This is a genomic window from Variovorax sp. FG153 (genome assembly GCF_057809595.1).
Genome location: NZ_JBMDKG010000005.1, coordinates 127,790 through 149,150, shown reverse-complemented (window position 1 = coordinate 149,150; position 21,361 = coordinate 127,790). Strand labels below are relative to the sequence as shown.

General features: G+C 71.2%; 21 protein-coding genes. 16 read left to right on the top strand and 5 right to left on the bottom strand.

Annotated elements, in window-relative coordinates; translation table 11 throughout:
- The first annotated feature begins 60 nt into the window (after positions 1-60).
- The 9 genes from ACODT0_RS08615 (at position 61) to glcF (ending at position 9,774) form a co-directional block, all read left to right on the top strand.
- Positions 61-939 (top strand): TorF family putative porin, encoded by an 879-nt coding sequence (locus ACODT0_RS08615; protein WP_082321720.1) that lies wholly within the window; start codon positions 61-63, stop codon positions 937-939.
- A 64-nt stretch (positions 940-1,003) separates the two neighbouring features.
- Positions 1,004-1,342 carry a P-II family nitrogen regulator gene (gene glnK / locus ACODT0_RS08610; protein ID WP_057597341.1) on the top strand — a complete coding sequence of 113 codons (339 nt, stop codon included), beginning with the start codon at positions 1,004-1,006 and terminating at the stop codon, positions 1,340-1,342.
- Positions 1,343-1,371: 29 nt separating this feature from the next.
- Entirely contained in the window at positions 1,372-2,793 is a 1,422-nt protein-coding gene (locus tag ACODT0_RS08605; RefSeq protein ID WP_057597342.1) for an ammonium transporter, read from the top strand.
- 263 nt (positions 2,794-3,056) lie between these two features.
- Positions 3,057-3,986, top strand: coding sequence for an SMP-30/gluconolactonase/LRE family protein (locus tag ACODT0_RS08600; RefSeq protein WP_261211983.1), 930 nt, complete (start codon positions 3,057-3,059; stop codon positions 3,984-3,986).
- Between the two features lie 17 nt (positions 3,987-4,003).
- Positions 4,004-4,897, top strand: coding sequence for a LysR substrate-binding domain-containing protein (locus ACODT0_RS08595; protein ID WP_431511014.1), 894 nt, complete (start codon positions 4,004-4,006; stop codon positions 4,895-4,897).
- A gap of 145 nt (positions 4,898-5,042) precedes the next feature.
- Positions 5,043-6,545, top strand: a complete 1,503-nt coding sequence (locus ACODT0_RS08590) for an FAD-linked oxidase C-terminal domain-containing protein (RefSeq protein WP_261211981.1) — start codon at positions 5,043-5,045, stop codon at positions 6,543-6,545.
- Entirely contained in the window at positions 6,545-7,672 is a 1,128-nt protein-coding gene (gene glcE / locus ACODT0_RS08585) for a glycolate oxidase subunit GlcE (protein WP_489041063.1), read from the top strand. The genes ACODT0_RS08590 and glcE overlap by 1 nt, the downstream gene beginning before the upstream one ends.
- 10 nt (positions 7,673-7,682) lie before the next feature.
- A complete protein-coding gene (locus ACODT0_RS08580; RefSeq protein WP_057597346.1) occupies positions 7,683-8,495 on the top strand; it encodes a YoaK family protein in 813 nt (270 codons plus the stop codon).
- Between the two features lie 43 nt (positions 8,496-8,538).
- Positions 8,539-9,774, top strand: a complete 1,236-nt coding sequence (gene glcF / locus ACODT0_RS08575; protein WP_489041062.1) for a glycolate oxidase subunit GlcF — start codon at positions 8,539-8,541, stop codon at positions 9,772-9,774.
- A 4-nt stretch (positions 9,775-9,778) separates the two neighbouring features.
- Here the strand turns inward: glcF and ACODT0_RS08570 are convergent, their stop codons facing one another.
- Positions 9,779-10,006 carry a hypothetical protein gene (locus tag ACODT0_RS08570; RefSeq protein ID WP_261211978.1) on the bottom strand — a complete coding sequence of 76 codons (228 nt, stop codon included), beginning with the start codon at positions 10,004-10,006 and terminating at the stop codon, positions 9,779-9,781.
- Between the two features lie 184 nt (positions 10,007-10,190).
- Here ACODT0_RS08570 and ACODT0_RS08565 point away from each other — a divergent pair, with 184 nt between their 5' ends.
- Positions 10,191-10,610 (top strand): hypothetical protein, encoded by a 420-nt coding sequence (locus ACODT0_RS08565; RefSeq protein ID WP_064262220.1) that lies wholly within the window; start codon positions 10,191-10,193, stop codon positions 10,608-10,610.
- 3 nt (positions 10,611-10,613) lie between these two features.
- Here the strand turns inward: ACODT0_RS08565 and ACODT0_RS08560 are convergent, their stop codons facing one another.
- Genes ACODT0_RS08560 through lplT form a run of 3 tightly spaced genes read right to left on the bottom strand, consistent with a single transcriptional unit; the run spans position 10,614 to position 13,344 of the window.
- On the bottom strand, positions 10,614-11,105 hold the full coding sequence (locus ACODT0_RS08560) for a glutathione peroxidase (protein ID WP_057597349.1): 492 nt from the start codon (positions 11,103-11,105) through the stop codon (positions 10,614-10,616).
- A gap of 10 nt (positions 11,106-11,115) precedes the next feature.
- Positions 11,116-12,006 (bottom strand): DMT family transporter, encoded by an 891-nt coding sequence (locus ACODT0_RS08555; RefSeq protein WP_057598131.1) that lies wholly within the window; start codon positions 12,004-12,006, stop codon positions 11,116-11,118.
- A 33-nt stretch (positions 12,007-12,039) separates the two neighbouring features.
- Positions 12,040-13,344 (bottom strand): lysophospholipid transporter LplT, encoded by a 1,305-nt coding sequence (gene lplT / locus ACODT0_RS08550; RefSeq protein WP_057592732.1) that lies wholly within the window; start codon positions 13,342-13,344, stop codon positions 12,040-12,042.
- Positions 13,345-13,521: 177 nt separating this feature from the next.
- Between lplT and alr the strand changes: the two genes are divergently transcribed.
- The 6 genes from alr (at position 13,522) to ACODT0_RS08520 (ending at position 20,343) form a co-directional block, all read left to right on the top strand.
- Positions 13,522-14,631 carry an alanine racemase gene (gene alr, locus ACODT0_RS08545; protein ID WP_057592733.1) on the top strand — a complete coding sequence of 370 codons (1,110 nt, stop codon included), beginning with the start codon at positions 13,522-13,524 and terminating at the stop codon, positions 14,629-14,631.
- Complete coding sequence (locus ACODT0_RS08540) at positions 14,628-15,365, top strand: hypothetical protein (protein ID WP_057592734.1); 738 nt, start codon at positions 14,628-14,630, stop codon at positions 15,363-15,365. The genes alr and ACODT0_RS08540 overlap by 4 nt, the downstream gene beginning before the upstream one ends.
- A gap of 15 nt (positions 15,366-15,380) precedes the next feature.
- Positions 15,381-16,373 carry a LysR family transcriptional regulator gene (locus ACODT0_RS08535; RefSeq protein ID WP_261211971.1) on the top strand — a complete coding sequence of 331 codons (993 nt, stop codon included), beginning with the start codon at positions 15,381-15,383 and terminating at the stop codon, positions 16,371-16,373.
- Positions 16,374-16,478: 105 nt separating this feature from the next.
- Positions 16,479-18,089, top strand: a complete 1,611-nt coding sequence (locus ACODT0_RS08530; protein WP_489041061.1) for an AMP-binding protein — start codon at positions 16,479-16,481, stop codon at positions 18,087-18,089.
- Between the two features lie 14 nt (positions 18,090-18,103).
- Positions 18,104-19,312 carry an acyl-CoA dehydrogenase family protein gene (locus ACODT0_RS08525; protein ID WP_261211968.1) on the top strand — a complete coding sequence of 403 codons (1,209 nt, stop codon included), beginning with the start codon at positions 18,104-18,106 and terminating at the stop codon, positions 19,310-19,312.
- A gap of 35 nt (positions 19,313-19,347) precedes the next feature.
- Positions 19,348-20,343: a tripartite tricarboxylate transporter substrate binding protein gene (locus ACODT0_RS08520; protein ID WP_489041060.1), complete on the top strand. Its 996-nt coding sequence runs from the start codon at positions 19,348-19,350 to the stop codon at positions 20,341-20,343.
- A gap of 37 nt (positions 20,344-20,380) precedes the next feature.
- Here the strand turns inward: ACODT0_RS08520 and ACODT0_RS08515 are convergent, their stop codons facing one another.
- Positions 20,381-21,301: a LysR family transcriptional regulator gene (locus ACODT0_RS08515; RefSeq protein ID WP_413761808.1), complete on the bottom strand. Its 921-nt coding sequence runs from the start codon at positions 21,299-21,301 to the stop codon at positions 20,381-20,383.
- Between the last annotated feature and the right edge of the window lie 60 nt (positions 21,302-21,361).

Genomic DNA, 21,361 nt, shown 5'->3' with positions numbered 1-21,361 from the left:
GGCACGCTCCCTGCTTTGAGGGTCATCAGGTTCCACAACACTACTTGCGAGGAGTTCCCGATGACGCACCGTTCCGCCGCCCAGGCCCTGATCGTCCTGGCCACCGCATTGACCACGTCGGGCGCCGCCCTGGCGCAGGCCACCCCAGACGCTGCGGCGGCGCCTGCCGCGGCCCCCGCGACCTCGCCGATCACGGCCAACATCTCGCTGACCACGAACTACAAGTTCCGCGGCCAGGACCAGGACATGATCGGCCGGGACGACTACGCCAAGACCCGTGGCCTCAAGCCCGCGATCCAGGGCGGCTTCGACTACGCCTTCGGCGAGAGCGGCTTCTACGTCGGCAACTGGAATTCCAGCGTCAACTGGCTCAAGGGCAACAGCGTCGAGGTCGACCTGTACGGCGGCTACAAGTTCAAGGCCGGCCCGCTGGACATGGACGTCGGTGCGCTGACCTACATCTACCCGGGCAACACCGCCGGCAACACCACCGAGCTGTACGGCGCGGCCACCTATGCCAACGAAACCTTCGGCTCGTTCACGGCCAAGTACTCGCACACGGTGTCGAAGGACTACTTCGGCTACGCCGGCAACAAGGCGGGCTCGGGCCTCAAGGGCCGCAACACCGGCTACCTGAACCTGAGCTACAGCAAGGAGATCGTGCCCAAGGTCACGCTCAAGGCCGCCGTGGGCTTCACCCGCTTCTCCAGCGACATCCGCCACAACACGGCCGCGAAGAACTACGTCGACTACAACGTCGGCGCCACCTACGACTTCGGCGGCGGTCTCACGCTCACCGGCTCGGTGCAGGGCGCGAACAAGAAGAACGCGTTCAATGTCGCGGCCGGCCCGCTGTACGACTTCGGCTTCTACACGGTGCAGGAGGTCTACTCGCCCAACAAGCCGCGCTTCATCCTCACGCTGACGAAGACGCTGTAAGCGGCACACAACGAGGCGCGGCCCATGCTGCCGCGCGAATTCTTTCCATCCAAAGGAGCAACCCATGAAGCTGGTCACAGCCATCATCAAACCGTTCAAGCTCGACGAAGTGCGCGAAGCGCTTTCGGCCATCGGCGTGCAGGGGATCACCGTCACCGAGGTCAAGGGCTTCGGCCGCCAGAAGGGCCACACCGAGCTCTACCGCGGCGCGGAGTACGTCGTCGACTTCCTGCCCAAGGTCAAGATCGAGGCGGCCGTCTCGGATGACCTCGTCGAGCGCGTGATCGAAGCCGTCGAGGGCGCCGCGCGCACCGGCAAGATCGGCGACGGCAAGATCTTTGTCTACAACCTCGAGCAGGTCGTGCGCATCCGCACCGGCGAAACGGGCCGCGAAGCCCTTTGATCGAGTCCAGGCCCGAAAGAACAACGTCCATGAAAAAACTGCTTGTCTCCCTCGCGCTCGGCTTGAGCGTGCTTGCCGCCGGCACCACCGGCTTCGCGCAGACGCCCGCGCCCGCCGCTGCCGCGTCGGCGCCGGCCGCCGAGGCCTCGGCACCGGCTGCAGCGCCCGCCGCAGCAGCCGCGCCGGCTGCTGCCGCTCCCGCCGCGCCGGCCGCGGCACCGGCACCCAAGGTCGATTCGGGCGACACCGCCTGGATGCTGACCTCCACGCTGCTCGTGATCCTGATGACCATCCCCGGCCTCGCGCTGTTCTACGGCGGCCTGGGCCGCTCGAAGAACATGCTGTCGGTGCTGATGCAGGTCTTCGTGATCTTCTCGCTGATCAGCATCCTGTGGGCCATCTACGGCTACAGCCTCGCCTTCACGGGTGAAGGAAGCTTCGTCGGTACCTTCGACAAGATCTTCCTCAAGGGCGTGACGCAGGAGACCTTCGGCGCGCTCACGACGATCCCCGAGTACGTGTTCGTCGCGTTCCAGGGCACCTTCGCCGCCATCACCGTGGCGCTGATCGTCGGCGCCTTCGCCGAACGCGCCAAGTTCTCGGCCGTGCTGCTGTTCTCGGTGCTGTGGTTCACCTTCGCCTACGTGCCGATGGCCCACATCGTCTGGGGCGGCGGCCTGCTCGGCAAGGACGGCGCGCTCGACTTCGCGGGCGGCACCGTGGTGCACATCAACGCCGGCGTGGCCGGCCTGGTCGGTGCCTACATGGTCGGCAAGCGCGTGGGCTACGGCAAGGAAGCCTTCACGCCGCACTCGCTCACGCTCACCATGGTCGGCGCCTCGCTGCTGTGGGTCGGCTGGTTCGGCTTCAACGCCGGCTCGGCGGGTGCCGCCAACGCCGCCGCTGGCCTGGCCTTCGTGAACACGGTGCTCGCCACCGCCGCCGCCGCGCTGTCCTGGATCCTGGGCGAGAGCCTGCACAAGGGCAAGGCCTCGATGCTGGGTGCCGCCTCGGGTGCCGTCGCCGGCCTCGTCGCGGTGACCCCCGCCGCCGGCTTCGTCGGCCCGATGGGTTCGATCGTGCTGGGCCTGCTGGCCGGCCTGGTCTGCCTCTGGGGCGTGGGCGGTCTCAAGCGCATGCTCGGTGCCGACGACGCGTTCGACGTGTTCGGCGTCCACGGCGTGGGCGGTATCCTGGGTGCCATCCTGACCGGCGTGTTCGCGGCCCAGGGCCTCGGCGGCACCGGCGGCCTGACCCCCGACACCTTCTCGATGGGCGCCCAGGTCTGGATCCAGATCAAGAGCGTGCTGTTCACCATCGTCTGGTCCGGCGTCGTGGCGTTCATCGCCTTCAAGATCGCCGACCTGGTGCTCGGCCTGCGTGTGACCGAAGAGGAAGAGCGCGAAGGCCTCGACATCTCGTCGCACGGCGAAACCGCCTACAACCGCTGATCGGAACCTCTCCGACACGCGACAAGGACACCGCGGGTTCCTCGCTCCAGAGGAAGGGACCCGCGGTCCACCACCAGACCACCACCCCAAGTTTTCCAAGGTCCTTCCAAGGTTTCCTGAAGCCCATTTTTCAGCGAGAGTCTCCTTTGGATGTTCGGCCCGCAAGCACTCCGGTGCGAGCGGGCTTTTTTTTGTCCTCGGCGCGGCGCGGCCCGGTGCGGTCCGACAGCGGCGGGCCGTGGCGCGGGGGCACAATCCCCGTCATGTGGACCCCCCTGGACAACAGCCTCAGCGCCCTCGGCGAATCGCCGTTCTGGCACCCGCAGGAACGTTCCCTGTACTGGCTCGACATTCCCGGCCGCGCGGTGCTGCGCACGCGCGGCGAGATCGGCGCCGGCGGCGCGGTCGAGCGCTGGGACCTGCCGACCGAACCCGGCTGCATGGCGCCCGCGCGCAGCGGCGGCCTGGTGATCGCGCTGCGCGACGGCATCTACCGCGCGCGCGAATGGGGCGGCGCGCTGACCGCGATCGCGCGCGTGGAGCACGACGCGGCCACCATGCGCTTCAACGACGGCAAGTGCGACGCGCTCGGCCGCTTCTGGGCCGGCAGCATCAACGAGGCCAAGGACCGCGCCAATGCCGCGCTCTACTGCCTCGATGCGCGCCGCGACGACGGCCAGTCGCCGATGCTCTCGCAGATGGCCGAGGGCGTGACCACGGCCAACGGCCTCGCGTTCTCGCCCGATGCGCGCACGCTCTACTGGGCCGACACGCCGGCCCACGCGGTGCGCGCCTGGGACTGGGACGCCGCGCACAACACGCTCTCGCACGGCCGCGTCTTCAAGCGGTTCGACGCCAAGCCCGAGGGCTGGGCGCCCGGCTCGGCGCTGGCCTACGGCGGGCGGCCCGACGGCGCCACGGTCGATGCCGAGGGCCACTACTGGGTCGCGATGTTCGAGGGCGCGCAGCTGCTGCGCCTCGCGCCCTCGGGCGAGGTCGTGGCCGCCTTCGCGCTGCCGGTGCAGTGCCCGACCATGCCCTGCTTCGGTGGCGACGACCTGCGCACGCTGTTCGTCACCACCGCGCGCAAGGGCCGGCCCGAGGCCGAACTGGCGCAGAAGCCCGCCTCGGGCAGGGTGCTGTCGATGCGCGTCGAGACGCCCGGCCTGCCGGTCCATTTCTTCGAGGACTGAGCGCGAGCCTTCGCCGCATGGCCCTGCAGCACATCCCGCCGATCCAGTGCCTCGTGACCTTCGAGGCGCTGGCGCGGCTGCGTCATGCGGGCCGCGCGGCCGACGAGCTCTGCGTGACCGCCAGCGCGGTCAGCCACCGCATCCGCCAGCTCGAGTCGCACGTGGGCTTCAAGCTGTTCGGCCGCGGCGACTTCAGCCTCACGGCCGACGGCGCGGCCTACCTCGCCAACGTGCGCACCGGCCTGGCGGCGCTGCAGGCGCATGCCGGCGGCGGCAACGCGGCGGCGGGCCAGCGCGCCGCCACGCGGCTGCGGCTCGCGGTCACGCCGACCTTCAGCCGCCAGTTCCTCATGCCGCGGCTCGAGCTGTTCCGCAACATCTATCCCGACATCGACCTGGTGCTGCAGGTGTCGATCCCGCTGCTCGACGTGACCGCCGAGCCGGCCGACCTCGAGGTGCGCTACGGTGGCGGCAACTACGCCGACTGCGAGCACCGCCCGCTGCTCGAGGAACTGGTGGTGCCGGCCTGCAGCCCGAGCTACCTCAACGAGTTCGGCCCGTTCCACGGCTTCCGCACCGCGGCCGAGATCGCGGCCGCGCGGCTGATCCGCAGCCCGCTCGAACCCTGGGGCACCTGGTTCGCGAGCTGCGGCATCGACCAGCCCGAGCCGCAGCTGGGCTCGCAGTTCAACGACCTGGGCCTGGTCTACGACGCGGCCGCCAGCGGCTTCGGCGTGGCGCTGGTGCGCCAGAAGATGGGCGCGGCCTGGTTCGAATCGGGCCGGCTGGTGGCGCTGTCGGAGCATGCCGTGCGCTCGCCGCACCGCCACACGCTGTGCTGGCAGCCGGGCGCGCTCGAGCGCTGGGAGTGCGCGGCCTTCGCCGACTGGCTGGTGCAGGCGCTGCGCTGAACACGGTCCCGGCCAGCGCCGCGCGGCGAAGATTCCTCAAGTCCGCCGCAAAAATCCTTCAACCCGGAGGCCGCGCATTTCCTTAGAGTGGGGGGCCGGCCCCCGCCAGCCATCCGCAGAAGAACACCGAGAAGAGACTTCGCCCATGAACGCGCCCCCGAGCCCGACGCAGCATGCGTCGCTCCAGAAGACAGAACGCCAGTCGCAGGTCGTGCGCGCGCTGCAGGCCCACCTGCCGGCGCATGCGCTGATCTGGCATGCCGAGGACACCACGCCCTACGAGTGCGACGGCCTCACGGCCTACCGCCAGCGGCCGCTGGTGGTGGCGCTGCCCGAGACCGAAGAGCAGGTGGCGGCCGTGCTGCGCACCTGCCACGGGCTGGGCGTGCCGGTGGTGGCGCGCGGCTCGGGCACGGGGCTGTCGGGCGGCGCCATGCCGCACGAGATGGGCGTGACCCTGTCGCTCGCCAAGTTCAACCGCATCCTGAAGATCGACCCGGTCGCGCGCACCGCGCTCGTGCAGTGCGGCGTGCGCAACCTCGCCATCAGCGAGGCCGCCGCGCCCTACAACCTCTACTACGCGCCCGATCCCTCGAGCCAGATCGCCTGCTCGATCGGCGGCAATGTCGCCGAGAACTCGGGCGGCGTGCACTGCCTCAAGTACGGCCTCACGCTGCACAACGTGCTCCAGGTGCGCGGCTTCACGGCCGAGGGCGAGCCGGTGACGTTCGGCGGCGAGGCGCTCGATGCCGCCGGCCTCGACCTGCTGGCGCTGGTGATCGGCAGCGAGGGCATGCTCGCCGTCACCACCGAGGTCACGGTGAAGCTGGTGCCCAAGCCGCAGCTGGCGCGCTGCATCATGGCCAGCTTCGACGACGTGCGCAAAGCCGGCGACGCGGTGGCCGCGGTGATCGCCGCGGGCATCATCCCCGCGGGGCTCGAGATGATGGACAAGCCCATGACCGCCGCCGTCGAGGACTTCGTGCATGCCGGCTACGACCTCGACGCGGCCGCCATCCTGCTGTGCGAATCCGACGGCACGCCCGAGGAGGTCGAGGAGGAGATCGGCCGCATGACGGCCGTGCTGCGCGGCTGCGGCGCCACCGCCATCGCGGTCAGCAACAGCGAGGACGAGCGCATGCGCTTCTGGAGCGGGCGCAAGAACGCCTTTCCGGCCTCGGGCCGCATCAGCCCCGACTACATGTGCCTCGACTCCACCATCCCGCGCAAGCGGCTGGCCGACATCCTGCTCGCGATCCAGGCGATGGAGCAGAAGTACGGCCTGCGCTGCTGCAACGTGTTCCACGCGGGCGACGGCAACCTGCATCCGCTGGTGCTGTTCGATGCCAACGACCCCGACGAGCTGCACCGCTGCGAGCTGTTCGGCGCCGACATCCTCGAGACCAGCGTCGCGATGGGCGGCACCGTCTCGGGCGAGCACGGCGTGGGCGTGGAGAAGCTCAACAGCATGTGCGTGCAGTTCACGGCCGCCGAGAACGAGCAGATGTTCGGCGTCAAGCGCGCCTTCGATCCCGAAGGCATGCTGAACCCCGGCAAGGTGATCCCCACGCTGCAGCGCTGCGCCGAGTACGGCAAGCAGGTGGTGCGCGGCGGCCGCCTGCCGCATCCCGAGCTGCCGAGGTTCTGATGAGCGGCATCGATCACGCACTGGGCCAGGCCGTCGAGCGCATCCGCGCCGCGGCCGCCGACGGCGCCGTGTTGCGCATCCGCGGCGGCGGCAGCAAGGACTTCTACGGCGAGGCGCCGCGCGGCGAGCTGCTCGACACGCGCGCGCTCGCGGGCATTTCGAGCTACGAGCCCAGCGAGCTGGTCGTGACCGTGCGCGCGGGCACGCCGCTGGCCGAGCTCGAGGCGGCGCTGGCCGAGAAAGGGCAGTGCCTGGCCTTCGAGCCGCCGCACTTCGCGGCGGGCGCCACCGTCGGCGGCATGGTCGCCGCGGGCCTCGCGGGCCCGTCGCGCGCCAGCGTGGGCAATGTGCGCGACTACGTGCTCGGCGCCACGCTGGTAAACGGCCGCGGCGAGGTGTTGAGCTTCGGTGGCCAGGTGATGAAGAACGTGGCAGGCTACGACGTCTCGCGCGTGCTCGCGGGTTCGCTCGGCACGCTGGGCCTGATCGCCGAGGTCAGCCTCAAGGTGCTGCCGGTGCCGCCGGCCGAGGCCACGCTGGAGTTCGCGTGCGACCAGGCCGATGCGCTGCGGCTGCTCAACGAATGGGGCGGCCGGCCGCTGCCGCTCAACGCGAGCTGCTGGTTCGAGTACGCGGGCGCCGGCGCGCTCTACCTGCGGCTGCGCGGCGCGGTGGCGGCGGTCGAGGCCGCCTGCGCGCACCTCGGCGGCGAACGCAAGGACAAGGATCGCGCCGCCGCCGACTGGCAGTCGCTGCGCGAGCAGAGCCTGCCGTGGTTCGACACCGCGGCCGGGCCCGATGCGCTGTGGCGCCTGTCGGTGCCGCAGACCGCGCCGGTGCTGGGGCTCGAGGCATTCGGCGCGCCGCTGGTCGAATGGCATGGCGGCCAGCGCTGGTACAAGGCGCCGCCCACGCCGGCCGCGGCCGCGCGCATCCGCGAGGCCGCGCGCGCGGCGGGCGGGCATGCGACGCTGTTCCGCCTGCCCGCGAACGGCGAAGCCCACGAGGCCGCGGCGCCGCGCTTCGACCGGCTCGAGCCCGCGGTCGAGCGCATCCACCGCGCGCTGATGCGCGAGTTCGATCCGCACGCCGTGTTCGACCGCGGCCGGATCCACGCCTTCGACTGAACGACCCCCCATGCGGCGCCTGCGCTTTCTCACCGGCCGCCACCGCGCGCCCTCGACCAACCACATGTTGGGCCTGCTGCTCGCGTTCAACGCCGGCGCTGTCAATGCGGGCGGCTTCCTGGTGCTGCACATGTACACGTCTCACATGACCGGCTTCACCTCGCAGGTGGCCGACGGCCTGGTGCTCGGCAACGCCACGCTGCTGCTCAATGCGCTGGGCGCGATCCTGGCCTTCGTGGCGGGCGCGGCGGTCTCGGCGCTGCTGGTCAACTGGGCGCGCCAGCACCACCTGCGCAGCGTCTATGCGCTGCCGCTGCTGCTCGAGTCGGCGCTGATGCTGCCCTTCGGCCTGATGGGCGCGATCACGCTGACCTGGCACACGCCCTTCGCAGTGCCGCTCACGGTGCTGCTGCTGTCCTTCATCATGGGCCTGCAGAACGCGGTGGGCTCCAAGACCTCGGGCGGCCGCATCCGCACCACCCACATGACCGGCAACCTCACCGACCTCGGCATCGAGCTCGGCAAGCTGCTGTACTGGAACCGCCGCGCCAGGCCCGGCGAAACCCTGGCGGGACCGGTGCGCCACAACGGCGCGCGGCTGCGGCTGTTCGCGGGACTGGTCGGCATGTTCGTCACGGGCGGCATCGTCGGCGCGGCCGGCTTCACCTACGTCGGCTTCGTCTGCGTGGTGCCGCTCGCGGCGCTGCTGCTGGCGCTGTCGCTGCCGCCCTTCATCGAAGACGTGCGGCGCTCGGCCCATCTGCGCCAGCTGCTCGGCGCGATCCGCCCGCGGCGCAAGAACGACGCGTCCTCCGGCCCCTGAGGCCGGCGAGTTTCACGAGACAACGACAAGAACCGATCCCACGATGCAAACCGAGCTCGCTCCCGAATTCCGCGGCACCGACGACGGCCGCGAGGCCGAGGCCATCCTGCGCAAGTGCGTGCACTGCGGCTTCTGCACCGCCACCTGCCCGACCTACCAGCTGCTCGGCGACGAGCTCGACGGCCCGCGCGGGCGCATCTACCTGATCAAGCAGGTGCTCGAGGGCCAGGCGCCCACGCGCAGCACGCAGCTGCACCTCGACCGCTGCCTGACCTGCCGCAACTGCGAGAGCACCTGCCCGAGCGGCGTGCAGTACGGCCACCTGGTCGACATCGGCCGGCGCATCGTCGACGAGAAGGTGCCGCGCCCCGCGATGGAGTCGGCCACGCGCTGGGTGCTCAAGGAAGGCCTGCCCTCGCCGCTGTTCGGCCCCGCGATGAAGCTGGGCCAGTCGGTGCGCGGCCTGCTGCCCGCCGCGCTCCAGGCCAAGGTGCCCGCGAAGCAGGAGGCCGGTGCCTGGCCCACCACCACGCACGCGCGCAAGGTGCTGATGCTCGCGGGCTGCGTGCAGCCGTCGATGATGCCGAACATCAACACCGCCACCGCGCGCGTGCTCGACGCGGGCGGCATCCAGGCCGTGCTCGCGCCCGAGGCCGGCTGCTGCGGCGCGGTGAAGTTCCACCTCAACGACCAGGAGGGCGGCAAGGCGCAGATGCGCGCCAACATCGACGCCTGGTGGCCGCTGGTCGAGCGCGACGAGGTGGAAGCCATCGTGATGAACGCCTCGGGCTGCGGCGTCACCGTGCGCGAATACGGCCACGTGCTGCGCAACGACCCGGCCTATGCGTTGAAGGCCGCGCGCATCAGCGAGCTCACGCGCGACCTCGGCGAACTGCTGCCCGACCTGGTGCCGGCGCTCAAAGCCCGCGTGCGCGCGACGCCCGGCACCATCGCCTACCACCCGCCCTGCACCCTGCAGCACGGCCAGAAGCTGCGCGGCGGCATCGAGACCCATCTGCGCGCCTTGGGCTTCGACGTGCGCGTGGCGATGAGCGAATCGCACCTGTGCTGCGGTTCGGCCGGCACCTACTCGGTGCTGCAGCCCGAGCTCGCCTATCCGCTGCGCGACCGCAAGCTGGGCCACCTGAAGCAATTGCAGCCGGTGGCGATCGCGTCGGCCAACATCGGCTGCATCACGCACCTGCAAAGCGGCAGCGGCGAGCTGCCGGTGCGGCACTGGGTCGAGCTGCTCGACGCGGCGCTGCAGCCGGCTGCGTGACGGCTCAATCGCAGCGGTAGGTGACCTCGCCCTTGGGCGCGGGCTCGATGGTCGGCGGCACGAAGCGCAGCGGCGCGCCGAAGTTGCGGCAGTAGGCCTCGGCCTCCTCGGGGCTCGGCGAACGCAGCACGCCGTCGCCGAGCATGGTCACGCGCGGCGCGGTGCGGGTCGCGCAGCCGGCGAGAACGGCCGCCAGGGCCAGGAGGATGAGCGGAGTGGCGCGGTGGCGCATGGCGTGAAATGCGCCGGATGGCGGCTTGGAAGTGCGAAGCCGCCGACTGTAGCGGGTACCGGTGCGCCCGCGCTGCCGGGCGGCCGCGCCACCGCCGCACACGGCGCCGCGCCCTGGTCCGACTCGCCCGACTGTGGCGCCGGCGCATCATTCCCGGCATCCATCGCGCCAAGGAGTACGTCCCATGTCCCGCTTTTCCACCCCCGCCGCGCTCGCGGCCGCCGTCCTGTCGCTCTGCGCCGGTGCCTTCACCGCCGCCCAGGCCCAGTCCGCCATGCCCGCCTGGAAGGGCGAGGGCGCCACGCGCTACGTCTGCGGCGGCATCGGCTCCGACGAGTCGAAGGCCATGCGCGCCGCCATGAAGGAACATCCGCTGGCGCTGCTGTTCGCGCGCGCCGACGGCGCCTACCTGGCCGATGTGCAGGTCGAGATCAAGGGCGCGGACGGCGCCGCCGCGCTCTCGCTGCGCGCCTCGGGGCCGGTGTGCCTGGTCGACATTCCCGCCGGCCGCTACACGGTGGTCGCGACCACCCAGGGCGGCGAGTCGAAGAGCCAGGCCGTCACGGTCGGCAGCGGCTCGACGACCGCGAGCTTCAGGTACTGAGCGTCAGGCGGAGGCGGCCAGCGCCGCCTCGATGTCGCGCGCGAGCGAGGCCGGCGTGTCGAGCGGCGCATAGCGCTTGCGCACCTGGCCGTCGCGCCCGACCAGGAACTTGGTGAAGTTCCACTTGATGGCGGTGCTGCCCAGCAGGCCCGGCTTCTCCTTCACCAGCCACTGATAGAGCGGCGCGGCACCGCTGCCGTTGACGTCGATCTTCTCCATCATCTGGAAGCTCACGCCGTAGTTCTTCATGCAGAAGGCGCCGATCTCCTCGTTGGTGCCCGGGTCCTGGCCGCCGAACTGGTTCGACGGGAAACCCAGCACCGCGAGGCCCTGGCCGGCGTACTTCTCGTGCAGTTCCTCGAGGCCCGCGAACTGCGGCGTGAAGCCGCACTTGCTCGCGGTGTTGACGATCAGCAGCACCTTGCCCTTGTAGGCCGAGAGGCTCACCGGCTGGCCGTCGATCTGCCTGGCCTCGAAGTCGTAGACGCTGGTCATGGGAATGTCCTCAGGGGGTCGAAGGAGCGCGATCTTCGCTCGCGGCGGGCGTTCGCGCAAACGAGGACCAGACCGCGGCCGCCACGATCAGCGCGCCGCCCGCGAGGATGCGCGAGTTCATCGTGGCCGCGCCCAGCGCCACCGACGACACGCTCGCGAACAGCACCTCCGACAGCATGATCACCGCCGTCGCGCTGGCCGCCAGCCGCGCGGCGCCGTACTGCAGGCAGACGTTCGCGATCACGAAGCCGAAGCCCAGCAGCGCGGCCCAGCCGATCCAGCCCGGCGAGGCGGCGGTCGGCGGCGCGAAGGCGCCGAGCGCGGTGCCGGTCAGCGCGGCCGTGCCCGCCACCACCGCGCAGCCGCAGAACATCGCGAGCGCGCGCGATTCGCCGGGCGCCGCGCGCAGCTGGCGCAGCACGATGTTGGTGACCGCGAAGCCGAAGCCCGCCGCCACGCCGAGCCAGTCGGGCAGGCTCGAGGGCACCGGCCAGTCGGTGCCCGGCGTCTTGAGCACCACCGCCACGCCGGCCAGCGCCAGCGCCACGCGCGCCAGCGATCCACCCGTGGGCCGCTCGCCCAGCACCGCCCAGCCCAGCAGCACGCTCCACAGCGGCATCATGTAGAACAGCAGCACCACGCGCACCACGTCGCCCTGCGTCACGGCCCAGTTGAAGCCCACGTTGGTGAAGCCGGCCGCGAGGCCGAGCAGCACCAGCATCGGATGGCCCGCGAAGCCGGCCCAGGCGCCGCGGCGCAGCAGGCCCACCACGGTGGCGATCGCGAGGTAGATCAGGCAGGTGGTCCACACCGGATGCAGGCCATGGCCCTCGATGTGGCGGAACGGAAACCACGACAGCCCCCAGACGAAGGCATTGAAGATCAGGGCGAGGGCGGGCATCGGGCGGGCAAACCGCCGAGCATAGCCGGCCGGTCAGTGATGCTTGTCGCTGCGGGCGATCGCGAGGAGGTGCTCGACTTCCTCGGGGTACTTCTTGAGGTTGTTCTCGTGCCAGCGCTTGATGATCCACATGCAGCCCGCCACCACGAGGCCGAAGGCGCTGATCGCGCCGTAGGCCGACAGGCCCAGCCCGGTGCACACGCTGTAGAAGCCGCCGAGCAGCAGGATGCAGGCCTGCTCGTTGAAGTTCTGCACCGCGATCGAGCGGCCGGCGCCCATCAGGTTGTGGCCGCGGTGCTGCAGCAGCGCGTTCATCGGCACCACCAGGAAGCCGCCGAGGCCGCCCAGGATGATGAGGAAGGGCACCGCCAGCCAGACGTTGCCGATGAAGTTCATGCAGATCACCATCAGCCCCATCGCGATGCCCATGGGGATCACGCGGGTGGCCATGTCCAGCCGCATGCGCATCGAGGCCACGATGGCGCCCACCGCGGTGCCGATGGTCACCACGCCCGTGAGGGCCGAGGCCTGCGTGGTGTTGTAGCCCAGCGCCAGCGAGGCCCAGGCCAGCACGATGTACTTGAGGTTGCCGCCCGCGCCCCAGAACAGGGTGGTGGTGGCCAGCGAGATCTGGCCCAGGCGGTCGCGCCACAGGCGGGCGTTGCAGTGCCAGAAGTCGGGCAGCAGGCCGACCAGGTTGCGCGCCAGGCTGTGCTCGGGGTTGGCGCGCATCGGGCGCATCTCGACGCCGGTGTGCGGAATGCGCGTGTTGAACCAGGCCGCGATCATGTAGACCACGATCAGCACCGTGAGCGCGGCCTCGGCCGGCGTGTCGATGCCGGTGTCGATGAAGGGCATGTCGAAGGCCAGCAGCTTGCTCGACACCGCGTGGCCCACCAGCGTGCCGCCGAGCACGATGCCCAGCAGGATCGAGGCGATCGTCAGGCCCTCGATCCAGCCGTTGGCCTTGACCAGCTGCGAGGCCGGCAGCAGCTCGGTGAGGATGCCGTACTTGGCCGGCGAGTAGGCGGCCGCGCCCAGGCCGACGATCGAATAGGACAGCAGCGGGTGCGAGCCGAACAGCATCATCAGGCAGCCGAACACCTTGATGGCGTTGCTGATGAACATCACCCGGCCCTTGGGCAGTGCATCGGCGAAGGCGCCCACCAGCGGCGCGAGCACCACGTAGAACACCGCGAAGATCGGCACCAGCGCGGCGCGCTGCCATTCGGGCGCGCCGGCGCTTCGCATGAGATCGACCGCAACGACGAAGAGCGCTTGGTCGGCCAGCGACGAAAAGAACTGGGCCGACATGATCGTGTAGAAACCGCGCTTCATCGATGGGCTGGCTGGCCAGGGGGTCGCTGGCAGTAGTGAAAAAGTGTCGCCCGGAAGGCGAATGGGCGGTTATAGCATGGGGGTACGACAGCTCCTGCAGGCGGCTTCTGCGTATTCGACCCCATTCCCGAAGATGCTAAAACGTGGTCTGCAAATCGTTTTCAAAGACCCTTCGCCATGCCCCGCCCCATTCTCGCCACGGTCCACACCGATGCCCTGCGCCACAACCTCGAGCGCGTGCGCCGCAATGCGCTCGATTCCCGCGTCTGGGCGGTGGTCAAGGCCAATGCCTACGGCCACGGCATCGAGCGCGTCTACGAGGGGCTGCGCGGTGCCGACGGCTTCGCGCTGCTCGACCTGGCCGAGGCGCAGCGCGTGCGCGCGCTGGGCTGGCGCGGGCCGGTGCTGCTGCTCGAGGGCGTGTTCGAGGCGCGCGACCTCGAGCTGTGCTCGCGGCTCGACCTCTGGCACACGGTGCACTGCGACGAGCAGATCGACATGCTCGCGGCCCACAAGACCCTGCAGCCGCACCGCGTATTCCTCAAGATGAACTCCGGCATGAACCGCCTGGGCTTCACGCCCGAGCGCTTCGGCGCCGCCTGGACCCGCCTCAACGCGCTGACCCAGGTCGACGAGATCTCGCTGATGACCCACTTCAGCGACGCCGACGGCGAGCGCGGCATCGCGCACCAGGTCGAGGCCTTCGAGCGCGTCACCCGCGACCTGCCGGGCGAGCGCTCGATCGCCAACAGCGCCGCCACCCTGCGCCATGCCGAGCGCACGCGCGGCGACTGGGTGCGTCCCGGCATCGTGCTGTACGGCAGCGCGCCCGACTTCCCGGCCAACGACGCCGCCCATTGGCAGCTGCAGCCCACCATGACGCTGTCGACGAAGCTGATCGGCGTGCAGACCCTGCAACCGGGCGACACCATCGGCTACGGCTCGCGCTTCACGGCCGATGCGCCGCTCAAGATCGGCATCGCGGCGGTCGGCTATGCCGACGGCTATCCGCGCCACTGCGACACCGGCACCCCGGTGCTGGTCGACGGCGTGCGCACGCGCATGGTCGGGCGCGTCAGCATGGACATGATCACGGTCGACCTCACGCCCGTGCCCGACGCGAAGTTCGGCAGCGAGGTCACGCTGTGGGGCCGCTCTACCGCCAACGATGCGGTGCTGCCCATCGACGAGGTGGCGCGGGCCGCGGGCACCGTGGGCTACGAGCTGATGTGCGCGGTGGCCCAGCGCGTGCCCTTCGCGCCCGAGGCCGCCGACCGCGACCGATGAAGGTCCTCTCCAACTGGCGCTCGGTGCGCCTTTGGGAGACGCAGGTCGAACGCGACCTGCACCGCCACCACAGCCTGCGCACGCACGGCATCCTGATCGGCAGCTTCACGCTGCTGCTGATGTGGGGCGCCTCGGCACTGCAGATGCACCTGCTGGGCGTGCAGTCGCTCGCGGTGCGCTACTTCATGACCCTGGGCGTGGGCTACCTCGGCTACCTGCTGGTGCTGCGCTGGTGGGCGCAGCGGCTGGTGGAGGGGCGCGCCGACCTCGGTGACGCGGTCGACGCGGGCGATGCGGGCGAGCTGGCCCTCGACGCGGGCAGCGCGCTCGCGCGCTCGGGCGCCAGCGCCGACGGCGGCCTGCTGTCCGATGCCGCCAGCGGCGCGCTCGAGGTCGCGGGCGGTGCCGACGAGGGCGCCGTGGTGGTCGTGCCGGTGGTCGCGATCTTCCTGGTCTGCATCGCCGTCGTGCTCGGCGCCGGCTCGCTGGTGCTGCTGTATTTCAGCTGGGACGCGCTGCTGGCCGTGGCGATCGAGGTGGCCTTCTCGTACGTCTCGGCGCGCGCCGCGGTGCGCGTCGCGCGCGAGGGCTGGCTCATGGCCGCGGTTCGGCTGACCTGGAAGCCGCTGCTGGGCGCGGTCGCCTGCGCCGTGATCCTCGGCGCCACCCTCGACCATTTCCTGCCCGAGGCGCGCAGCCTGCCCGAGGCGGTGCGCATGCTGCTCAAGCGCTGAGGCGAGGCCCGCACCGTGGACCTGCGCACCCTGCGCTACTTCATCGCCGTGCTCGAGGCCGGCAGCCTCTCGCGCGCGGCGGGCACGCTCTACATCGCGCAGCCGGCGCTCACGGCGCAGATCAAGAAGCTCGAGGCCGAGCTCGGCGCGCAGCTGTTCGAGCGCTCGCATGCCGGCGTCACGCCCACGCCCGCGGGCCTGCAGCTCTACGAGGATGCGCGGCGCCTGCTGTCCGACGCCGACGCGGTACGCGAGCGCATCCAGCGCCTGCCGCAGGGGCCCGAGGGCTCGGTCACGGTGGCCGTGCCCTTCCTGCTGGCCTCGCTGCTGCTCGGGCCGGTGCTGGCCGAGCTCAAGGCCTCGCATCCGCGCATCCGCGTGTTCGTGCTCGACGACCTGAGCCTGATGGTGAGGAAGGCCATGCTCGACCGCCGTGCCGACGTCGGCATCCTGGTCGACACGCCGCAGGTCGAGGGCCTGGCCTGCAGTCCGCTCGCGCGCGAGGCCATCTTCGCCTGCGGCTTCGATCGCGACGGCAGCGTGGCGCCGCGCCTGCGCGCCGGCCGGCGCGGCAAGGCCCGGCCCGCGCCGCGGCCCGAGATCGACTTCGCCGACGCGGCCCGGCTGCCGCTGGTGCTGCAGTCGAGGCGCTTCGCGATCCGCCAGCGCGTGGAGGAGGCCGCGGCCGCGCTCGGCGTGGCGCTCAACCTCGCGCACGAGCACGACTCGGCGCGCGTGATCCGCTCGCTCTATGTCTGCGGCGCCGGCTTCACCTTCACGCCGGCCTGCGCGCTGTCGGACAACCCGCCCGCGGGCACGGGCTGGATCGCGGCGCGCGTGATGCGGCCCGCGCTGCAGCGCAGCTACTTCATCGCCACGCCGGCCGACCGCGCGCCCGATCCCGCCGCGCAGGTGGTGGCGCGTTCGCTCGTGCGGCAGGCCGCGCGGCTGATCGCCGAGGGCCGCTGGGAGGCCGAGCTGCTGGCCGAGGTCGAGCCCGAGGCATAGCGCGGCGCGCTTCTCGCAAGCCAGGCCATCAATGCGATTGATGGCTCGGCATCAGCAAACGGTATTTCCTGCGCGAGGCCGCTTTGGCGGACAGTGGCGCATCGCATGCACGAACGCATGCCTGCATCCAGGAGACACCCCTTGCCACAGACCACCGCCCGAGTCGCCAACGTCGGCGAACTCGTTTCGCGCTGCGCGCGCCTGCACGGCCCGCGGATCGCGCTGCGCACCGAATCGCGCAGCCTCAGCTACGAGGCGCTCGAGCGCCGTTCCAACCGGCTCGCCAACGCGCTGCTGGGGCTCGGCCTCGCGCGCGGCGACCGCGTCGGCATCTACCTGCCGAACTGCATCGAGATCGTCGAGGTCGAGCTGGCCTGCTACAAGGCCGCGCTGGTCAAGGCGCCGTTCAATGCGCGGCTCTCGCCCGCCGAGGTCGGCGAGATCGTCGCCAACAGCGGCGCCGCGCTGATCGTCACCACGGCCGAGCGCGCCGAAGCCTTCCTGCCGCACCTGAAGGGCGACGCGCGCCCGATGCTGCTGTTCGTCGACCTGCCCGAGGGCGACGCCGCTTCCTACGAGGGCGCGCTCGGCCGCGCCGGCGACGCCTTCGAGGCCGCGAGCGTCGAGGCCGACGAGCTCGCCGTGCTGCACTACACCTCGGGCTCGTCGGGCGTGCTCAAGGCCGCGATGCAGACCTTCGGCAACCGGCTCGCGCAGCTGCGCAAATTCCTCGTGCGTTCCGAGGGCATGCGCGAAGGCCACCTGCTGGGCCTGGTCGGGCCGGTCACCCATGCCTCGGGCATGCAGATCGTGCCCGCGCTGTGCAGCGGCGCCACCATCCGGCTGTTCGCGGGCTTCGAGCCCGGCCGCTTCCTCGCCGACATGAAGGCCGAGCGCGTGACCCACACCTTCATGGTGCCGACCATGATCAACATGCTGCTGGCCGAGCTCGAGGGCCGCTACCGCCCGCTGCCCGACCTGCAGCGCCTGGGCTATGGCGCCGCGCCGATGGCGCCCGCGCGCATCCTGCGCGCCATGGACGTGTTCGGCCCGGTGCTGTCGCAGGGCTACGGCGCGGGAGAGACCACCTCGGGCGTGTGCGGCCTCGGCGTGGAGGACCACCTGTTCGCGCGCGCCGCCGCGCCCGAGCGGCTGGCCTCGTGCGGCCGGCCCTTCCTCGAGTCGCTGGTGGAGATCGTCGACGACGCGGGCCAGCCGGTGGCCCGCGGCGAGATCGGCGAGATCGTGGTCAGCGGCCCCGACGTGTTCGCCGGCTACTGGCGCGCGCCCGAGCTCACGGCCGAGGTGCTGCAGAACGGCCGCTACCACACGGGCGACCTCGCGCGCGCCGACGACCAGGGCTTCGTCTACATCGTCGACCGCAAGAAGGACATGGTGATCAGCGGCGGCTTCAACGTCTATCCCTCGGAGGTCGAGGCCGTGCTCTACCAGCACGAGGCCGTCGCCGATGCCTGCGTGTTCGCCGTGCCCGACGACAAGTGGGGCGAGGCCGTGGCCGCGCACGTGGTGCTCAAGCCCGGCCATGCGCTCGACAGCGGCGCGCTCGATGCCTTTTGCGCCGAGCGGCTCGGCGGCTTCAAGCGGCCGCGCCGCGTGGAGTTCGTGGGCACGCTGCCGAAGAACCCGAACGGCAAGGTCGCGCGCAAGGCGATCCAGGCGCCGTACTGGGCCGGCCAGAGCCGCATGGTCAATTGAAGGAAGGAAAGGACATGAACGCATCCCTTTCGTCGTCCGGCGCGAACGCGCGGCCCTTCGAAGGCTCTGCGCGCGCGGCCGAGCTGATCGCGCGCATCGAGGACTTCCTGCATGGCGAGCTCGCCGACCTGGTGCGCGCGCACGGCATCGACCACGAGCACGGCGCGAGCCGCGAGCTGCTGCGGCAGGTCTGGCGCCGCTCGCAGGCGCTGGGCTTCTACGGCATGACCCTGCCCGAAGCCATGGGCGGGCTCGGCCTCAGCGTGCTCGACCATGTGCTCGTGAAGGAAGCGATCTACGCGAGCGGCTCGCCGCTGGCACCGCACGTGCTCGGCGAGCTCAGCGGCCCGCCGCGCGTGGGCGCGCTGGTGCGCAAGGCCACGCCGCACCACATGGAGCGCTTCATCGTGCCGGTGGCGCGCGCCGAGAAGGCGATCTGCTTCGCGCTGACCGAGGCCGAGGCCGGCTCCGACGCGGGCGCGGTGCAGACGCGCGCCGTGCGCGAGGGCGAGCACTTCGTGCTCAACGGCCGCAAGCGCTTCATCTCGGGATCTCCCTTCGCCGACTTCGCGGTGCTGATGGCCTCCACCGCGAGCGACCCGGCGCAGCGCGAGGTCAGCGCCTTCTTCGTCGACCTGGCGCAGCCCGGCGTGCGCGTGGAGGCCGGCTACAAGACCATGGCGGGCCAGTCGCACACCGGCGACATCGTGCTCGAGGACTGCCGCATCCCGGTGGCGAACCTCGTGGGCGAACCCGGCCGCGGCCTGGCGCTCGCGCTCGGGCGCATCACGGTCAACCGGCTGCTGCACTGCCCCGCGATGGTGGGGCTGGCCACGGTGGCGCTGCGCGATGCCTGCGAGTACGCCAGCCGGCGGCGCCAGTTCGGCCGCGCCATCGGCCAGTTCCAGGCGATCCAGCACATGCTCGCCGACATGGCGACCGAGCTGGCGGCCGCGCGCGCGCTGATGCTCGCGACCGCGCGCCAGATCGACGCCGGCTCGGAGGCGCGCGCCGAGGCCTCGATGGCCAAGCTGTTCTGCTCCGAGTCGGCCTTCCGCATCGCCGACCGCGCGGTGCAGATCCACGGCGGCGAGGGCATCGTGCAGGGGCGGCGCGTGGAGTTCCTGTTTCGCATGCTGCGCATGTACCGCGTGCTGACCGGCACCAGCGAGATCCAGCGCAACACCATCGCGCGCGAGCTGCTCGGCGAGCTTCCGGGCTGAACGACCCGCACCAAGAACGACAAGGAGACAAAGACATGTGCTTCACGGACCGCCGCCGCTTCCTCGGCACCGCTTCCGCCGCGCTGGCCGCCTTCGCGCTGCCGGCCGTCTCGCGCGCCCGCGCGGCCGCCGCAGCCTGGCCCGAGCGCCCGATCAAGTGGGTCGTGCCCTACCTCGCGGGCACCGGCCCCGACATCACGGCGCGCGTGCTCGCCGAGGCCGTGGGGCCGATGCTGGGCCAACCGGTGGTGATCGAGAACAAGGGCGGCGCGGGCGGCAACATCGGCGCGCGGCTGGTGGCGCGCGCGCCGGCCGACGGCTACACCTGGATCTACTCGGCCGCGCCGATGGCGGCCAACATGCGCATGTACCGCAGCCCCGGCTACGACGCGCTCAAGGACTTCCGCCACGTCATGCGGCTCACCACCTCCGACATCGTGCTGGTGGTGAACGCCGACGCGGGCATCGCAAGCCTGGCCGAGCTGGCCGCGAAGGCGCGCGCCCAGCCCGGCAAGCTCGACTACGCCTCGGGCGGCGTGGGCACGCCCTCGCACCTCGGCGTGGAGCTGCTGATGAGCGCGCTCGGCGCGCAGGCCACGCACGTGCCCTACAAGGGCGCCTCGGAGCTGGTCAATGCGATCCTCGGGCGGCAGGTGGTGTTCGGCACGCCGATCCTGTCGGTGGCCTATCCGCAGATCCAGGCCGGCCGGCTCAAGGCGCTCGCGATCGCGGGCGCGCGCCGCAACCCGACACTGCCCGAGGTGCCCACGCTGGCCGAGCTCGGCGTGAAGGGCGTCGAGCTGACCTCCTGGGGCGGCATCTCGGTGCCGGCCGGCACGCCCGATTCGATCGCCGAGCGCATCCGCGCGGCCTTCGAGAAGGCGCTCGCGCAGCCCGCGGTGCAGGCGGCGCTGACCGATTCGGGCGGCCAGGCCAGCCCGCAGGGCGCCGTCGACTACACGCGCGGCTTCACGCAGGAGATGGTGCTGACCGAGACGATGATGAAACAAGCGGGTTTGCAGCCGCAGTGAAAGCGGACTTCGCGTCCTCTGCGTCCGGTTCCCGCATTCAGCCCTCGGTCCCTAGCCGCGCCACCAGGTGGTCGATCAGCACCCGGCACTTGGGCACCGTGAAGCGGCTCGGCGGATAGAGGATCCACGCATGGCCGTGGTAGTTGCCGCGGAACTCCCAATCGCCGAGCACGCGCGCCACGCGGCCCTCGCCCAGGGCCTGCCGCGCCGAGAAGGCCGGCACGCAGGCCACGCCCAGGCCGGCCGTCGCGGCCTCCATGCGCATCTCGCTGTGGTTGGCGATGTAGCGGCCATGCACCGTCACCTCCACGTCGTCCTCGCCGGGGCGGCTGAAGCGCCAGTGGTTGTCGCGCTCGTGCTCGCCCAGCGACAGGCAACTGTGGGCCGCGAGGTCGCGCGGATGCGCGATGGCCGCATGGCCCTCGAGGTAGGCCGGCGAGGCCACCAGGATGTGCGCCACCGCCATCAGCCGGCGCGCCACCAGCCCCTCGGGCGGCTCGGTGGTGAGCCGCACCACGAGGTCCACGCCCTCGCGGATCGGATCGATGTCGCGGTCTTCCACGATCAGCTGCACGTCGACCGCGGGATGGCGCGCGAGGAAGTCCAGCACCAGCGGCTGCAGCACCCGGCGCGCGAAGGCACGCGGCGCGCTCAGCCGCACCAGCCCGCGCGGGTCGGCCGAGAAGCGCTGCGCCAGCGCCATCGTGTCCTGCGCCGCGGCCGCCAGTTCGCGGCAGCGCTCGAAGGCCTCGGCGCCGGCCTCGGTCAGGCGCAGCTGGCGCGTCGTGCGCTGCAAGAGCTGCACGCCGATCTCCTTCTCGAGCCGCTTCACCTGCCGGCTCGCGGCCGAGGGCGTGATGCCCAGCAGGTCGGCCGCGGCCGAGAAGCTGCCGAGCTCGGCCACGCGCAGGAAGGCCACCATCTCGGGCAGTACCTTGAGGAATGAATTCGGTCCCACGGTGCAACAGTCCTGTTCCTGCGGATGGCTACTCGCCGCGATCGATGCCCGGAACAATTC